Source organism: Dactylosporangium sp. NPDC051485 (assembly GCF_040682015.1).
Lineage (GTDB): Bacteria > Actinomycetota > Actinomycetes > Mycobacteriales > Micromonosporaceae > Dactylosporangium.
This window is the reverse complement of sequence record NZ_JBFAZW010000225.1, coordinates 1-5241: the sequence shown is the minus strand read 5'-3', so window position 1 is coordinate 5241 and position 5241 is coordinate 1. Positions and strand designations below refer to the sequence as shown.

The 5241-nt window shown below is 73.7% G+C and carries 4 protein-coding genes; 2 read left to right on the top strand and 2 right to left on the bottom strand.

Going from position 1 to position 5241, the window contains the following annotated elements; translation table 11 throughout:
• Positions 1–701 precede the first annotated feature (701 nt).
• Positions 702–2117, top strand: a complete 1416-nt coding sequence (locus tag AB0M46_RS50935) for a carboxyl transferase domain-containing protein (protein ID WP_363348932.1) — start codon at positions 702–704, stop codon at positions 2115–2117.
• Positions 2118–2163: 46 nt separating this feature from the next.
• Here the strand turns inward: AB0M46_RS50935 and AB0M46_RS50930 are convergent, their stop codons facing one another.
• On the bottom strand, positions 2164–3852 hold the full coding sequence (locus AB0M46_RS50930; protein ID WP_363348930.1) for a glycoside hydrolase family 3 N-terminal domain-containing protein: 1689 nt from the start codon (positions 3850–3852) through the stop codon (positions 2164–2166).
• 179 nt (positions 3853–4031) lie between these two features.
• On the bottom strand, positions 4032–4523 hold the full coding sequence (locus AB0M46_RS50925) for a DUF3145 domain-containing protein (RefSeq protein ID WP_363348928.1): 492 nt from the start codon (positions 4521–4523) through the stop codon (positions 4032–4034).
• A gap of 253 nt (positions 4524–4776) precedes the next feature.
• Between AB0M46_RS50925 and AB0M46_RS50920 the strand changes: the two genes are divergently transcribed.
• Positions 4777–5109: a hypothetical protein gene (locus tag AB0M46_RS50920; RefSeq protein WP_363348926.1), complete on the top strand. Its 333-nt coding sequence runs from the start codon at positions 4777–4779 to the stop codon at positions 5107–5109.
• Positions 5110–5241: the final 132 nt, after the last annotated feature.

The window sequence follows — 5241 nt, the reverse complement described above, 5'->3', positions numbered from 1 at the left end:
GGGGTCACCTGGGCGCCCGGCGCGGCCGCATTTCGCAACGCCCGCCCGGCGCGGCCGCATTTCGCAACGCCCGCCCGGCGCGGCGAACCCGGCCGTGGGACTGGCACCGGCGCGCCTGAACCGCGGCCCGCAACTGAGCCCGGACCGCAACTGGCCCGCCGGGCGGCTGGCACCGCCCGGACCGGCCGCACGTCTGGGCTGCCGGGCCCGATCGGGCACGGCGATCCGGCATCGCCGCGGGCCCTGCTTTCCCGGCGTGCTGCCTTTTCCCGGCGTGCCGCCCGACGCCACACCCGACCTGCCGCCGCGGATCCGCCCGGGCCGCCCCGGCGCTGGTGTCCCGCCGTCGCCGGGCGCGATCCGACACCACCGTGGACTGGCCCTCGAAGCCATTCGGGCCGCCCCGGCGCTGCTGTCCCGACCGTCACTGGGCGCGATCCGGCGCCGCCGCGGACCAGCCCTCGAAGCCGCTGCAGTCCCGCCGCCGCTTCGGTTTTGCCCGATTAGTGGCTGCCTATCCGCAATCTCATGATTTCAGCGCCGTCGGGGTATAAATCGGATAAGTCGTGGCGTGGCAGCGCCCGACTTATCTGTACAAAACGCCGTTTGAGCTGCCGGGCGGGGCGGTGTCGGGAACGCTCAAGCTGCCGGGTGTTCGAGATACTGCCCTGATTTGTACCGAACTGGAGTCGATCGTGACGATGACGTCCGTTGCCGGGCTCGTGGCCGACGACGCCGCGAGTGTTGATGTCCGTGATCCGCAGGGGCGTCTGCGGGCGCTGTTCGATCCGGGGACGCTTCGGCTCATCGGGGGGCGGGACGACTCCGGGGTGCTGGCCGGGCGCGGTGAGATCGGCGGGGTGCGCGTCGTCGCGTTCGCCACCGATGCCACGCGCATGGGCGGGGCGATGGGCGAGGCCGGGTGCCGGCGGGTCGTCGACGCGATCGACACGGCGGTGCTCGAACAGGCGCCGGTCGTCGGGGTGTGGCACTCCGGCGGGGCGCGGCTGGCCGAGGGGGTGGTGGCGCTCGACGCCGTCGGGCAGGTCTTCGCGGCCATGGTGCGGGCCTCCGGGCGGGTGCCGCAGATCTCCGTGGTGCTCGGGCCGGCGGCAGGGGGTGCCGCGTACGGGCCGGCGCTGACCGACATCGTCATCATGAGCGAGCAGGGGCGGATCTTCGTCACCGGGCCCGAGGTGGTGCGCAGCGTCACCGGCGAGCAGGTGGACATGGCGCGGCTCGGCGGGCCGGAGCCGCACGGGCGGCGGTCCGGGGTCGTGCACGTGACGACGAAGGACGACGCCGCGGCGCTCGGGGTCGCCCGGGAGCTGGCGCAGCTGCTGGGGCGGCCGGGGCGGATCGCGGCCGAGGACGTGGCCGACGCCGACCTCGGGGCGCTGCTGCCGGCCGAGGCCAACCGGGCGTACGACGTGAAGCCCCTCGTCCGGGCGCTGCTCGACGGGCCCGGGGTGGAACTGCACGCCAAGTGGGCGCCGAACGTGGTGACCACGCTGGGGCGCCTCGGCGGGCAGACGGTCGGCGTGGTGGCGAACAACCCGCTGCGCCTGGGCGGGTGCCTCGACGCGGCGAGCGCCGAGAAGGCCGCGCGGTTCGTGCGGACCTGCGACGCGTTCGGGGTGCCACTCGTCGTGCTGGTGGACGTGCCCGGGTACCTGCCGGGGCTCGGGCAGGAGTGGGACGGCGTGGTGCGCCGCGGGGCGAAGCTGCTGCACGCGTTCGCCGAGGCGGTGGTGCCGCGGGTCACGCTCGTCACGCGCAAGGCCTACGGCGGGGCGTACATCGCCATGAACTCGCGCTCGCTCGGCGCCACGGCGGTCTTCGCGTGGCCCGGCGCCGAGGTGGCGGTCATGGGGCCGAGCGCCGCGGTGAACGTGCTGCACCGCAGGAAGCTGGCCGCGGCGGCGCCCGAGGAGCGGGAGGCGCTGCGGGCCCGGCTCGTGGCCGCGCAGGTCGAGGAGGCCGGCGGGGTCGGGCGGGCGCTGGAGATCGGGGTGGTGGACTCCGTGGTGGAGCCGGCCGCCACCCGCCGCCGGCTGGCCTGCGCGCTGGCGGCGGCGCCCGCCGGGCGGGGTGCGCACGGGAACATCCCGCTGTAGGTCCTGCCACGACGGCGCCGGCAGGGAGACCTCCTTCGCGCGGTCTCTACGCTTTTGCACACGCCGTAGGCGGGAGTCCCGGTACCGGGACGGGCGTGCGGCCCGGGGCCTTGGCCTTGCCGATGAGCACGTCGGCGAGCGCCGACATCGACACGCGCGAGGACGAGTAGGTCGCGACGAGGGTGTTCTTGGCCGAGGCGAGCACGTACGGGGTGTCGAGGGCGACCGTGACGGCGGCGGTCTGGGACAGGTCGGCGGAGCCGCGGCCGTAGCCGATCAGCCGCACTTCCGCGCCGCCCTGGGTCACCACCTCGGCGCCGGCCTGGCGCAGGGCCTCCTCGAGCACGCCTCGGGTGGTGTCGGCGCCGGCCGAGGTGACCCGGATCGGGCCGGTGACCAGGGGGGCGCCGCACGGGCCGCGCAGGACGGTGATCGCGGCGGCGGCCCCGGCCCGGGCGGTGGCGCGGCCGGACTCACTGTCCACGACGGACATGGGCGGCCGCGGTACCTCGGCCAGCTTCAGCTTCAGCGCGAGGATCCTCGTCGCCGACTCGACCAGGCGCTGCTTGGTGATCCGGCCCGAACGCACGGCGTCGAGCAGGCCCTTGTGGGCCGCCGAGAGGTTGGGCGGCATGAGCAGGATGTCGTTGCCGGCCAGCACCGCGCGGACCGCGGCCTCCCCCGGCGACCACTGCTCGGCCGGGGCCATGTTCAGCGCGTCGGTGACGACCACGCCCGGGTAGCCGAGCCTGGTGCGCAGCAGGTCGACGAGGACCTTGCTGGAGAAGGAGGCCGGCACGCCCGGGTCGATCGCCTTGACGTCGAGGTGGCCGGACATGACCAGGCCGACCCCGGCGTCCCGGGCCGCGGCGAACGGGGGCAGGTCGGCCGCCTGCAGGCTGTCGAGATTCTGGCTGAGCACGGGCAGGCTGCTGTGGCTGTCGGTGGTGGTGTGGCCGTGGCCTGGGAAGTGCTTGACGCTCGCCGCCACGCCGGCCGCCTGCAGGCCCCGCACCGCCGCGGCGACCTGGGCCGACACCTTGGCCGGGTCGCTGCCGAAGGACCGCGAGCCGATCACCCCGCCGGGCTGGGTGCCCAGCACGTCGGCGTCGGGGGCGAAGTCGACGTTGAGGCCGATGGCGGCCAGCTCCGTGCCGGCCGCCTTCCAGGCCGCCTCGGTGATCGCCGGGTCGCCGGCCGCGCCGAAGGCCAGGGCGGCCGGCAGCTGGAGTATGCCCTCGCGGATGCGAGTGACCTGGCCGTACTCCTGGTCGGTGCCGATCAGCAGGGGCAGCCGGGCCGGCTGGCTCAGGGCCGCCTGCTGCAGGCCGGCGGTGAGCTTGGCCACCTGGGCCGGTGACTCGACGTTGGTAGTCTTGTTGGTGCCCGCGGTCGGGTCGTCGGCGCTGGTGGAGACGAGGATCAGACCGCCCAGGTGGTACTTCTTGACGATCTCGGCCGGGGTCGCGGCGCCCGCGTAGTTGCGGTTGGCGGTGGCCGAGCCGGAGGAGACCTTGTCGGCGGCGTTGCCGTAGGCATAGGGCATCAGCAGCTGTCCGATGAGCTCCTCATCGGAGAGCCGGGCGGCGATCTCGGCCGCCTGTGCGCCCGGGACCAGGGCCGAGACCGGGGCGCTCGACTGCGGGTCGCCGGGCTCGGCGGTCCCCTCGGAGCAGGCGCCCAGCAACAGGGCGAGGGCTGCGAACGACGGCAGGAGGCGGGCAGGACTCGGCACGCCCGCCACTCAATCATGCACGCGCAACCGGGGCCTGTTGTATTCCAGAGGCGAAGCCGCGGCAGGGCCCGGATTGCTCGCCGGGGCCGGCCCAACCATGGCGCCGCACACGTCCCGTGCTGGCCCGATTACAAATGGTAGCCCGGCTTCCGTGGGTCGCACGCAGCCGAGATCAGGCCCTAGCCCACGCGAGTGAGGAGGGTGAGCGGCACCCCGTCGGCGGCGTGGCGGTAGGGCTCCAGCTCCGCGTCCCAGGGCGCGCCGAGCGCCTTCTCCAGGGTATGGGCCAGCGTGTCGTAGCCACGGGCGCCGGCCACGAGGGCGCGCAGCCGGTCCTCGGACAGCACGATGTCGCCGTTGGCGCTCGTCGAGCCGCGGAACAGGCCGCGCCCGGGCACGTGCATGAAGCGCTCGCCGTCGACGCCGGGGCTGGGCTCCTCGGTGACCTCGAAGCGAATCATGGGCCACTGACGCAGCGCAGCCGCAAGCTCACCGCCCGTGCCGGTCGCGCCGGTCCACGAGCACTGGGCCCGGCGGGCCGAAGGCTCGACAGGCTGCACCGACCACTCGAGACGGACCGGCGTGCCGAGGACGCGCGCGATCGCCCACTCCACGTGCGACGACACGGCGAGTGGGGTCGAGTGAACGTATATGACGCCACGCGTGGGCACGTAAGACCTCCTGGAGACCGAGGTGCGTCTTCCCCTACGACCTCGTGCTCCGCTGGGTCATGCTTCGCGGCGGCGTAACTGTTGGGACCAATGATGACGATGTTGCCGTCGGCGCGCCAGAGAAACGACTACACCGGCCCGCCGATTTGTCCAACGGATGAGCTTGTGGGAGGTAACTCGCTTTTTTCGGGCGGTCTCACCAGCTGTTACACTTCCTTGTCTTCCGTACGAGCCTCGACAAGGAGTTCCCGCCGTGGCGAGCAACACCTCAAAGACCGCGCGGGCCTCAGTCCGCGCCGGTCAGGCCGGCGCATCCGGTGCCCTCAGCGTGCTGGGCGAGTTCAAGTACCTCATCCCGCTGAACAAGGGCAAGCACGTCTACGTGCGCAACCTGACCAATGGCAAGACCCTGCACCTCAGCACCACCTCGGACGCCTTCATCGAGGAGATCCGGGTGCTGGCCGGTGCCGGTCACGCCACCAAGATCCGCGCGGAGCTGCAGGCACTGGCCACCGCGACCCCGGCCGACGGCTGGGACGCGACCGAGAAGCGCCTCGTCGACGCGGGCGTGTTCGAGGCCGCCTGAGCCCTCGCTTCGCCGGACGCCGCCGGGTGACCCCGGCGGCGTCCGGCGGTTCCAGCGAGGCGCCGCGGGCCGGACGGCGCGCCCGGTCAGAACCCCATGGGGGCCGGCGGTGCGAGCGCAGGGCAAGCGGCG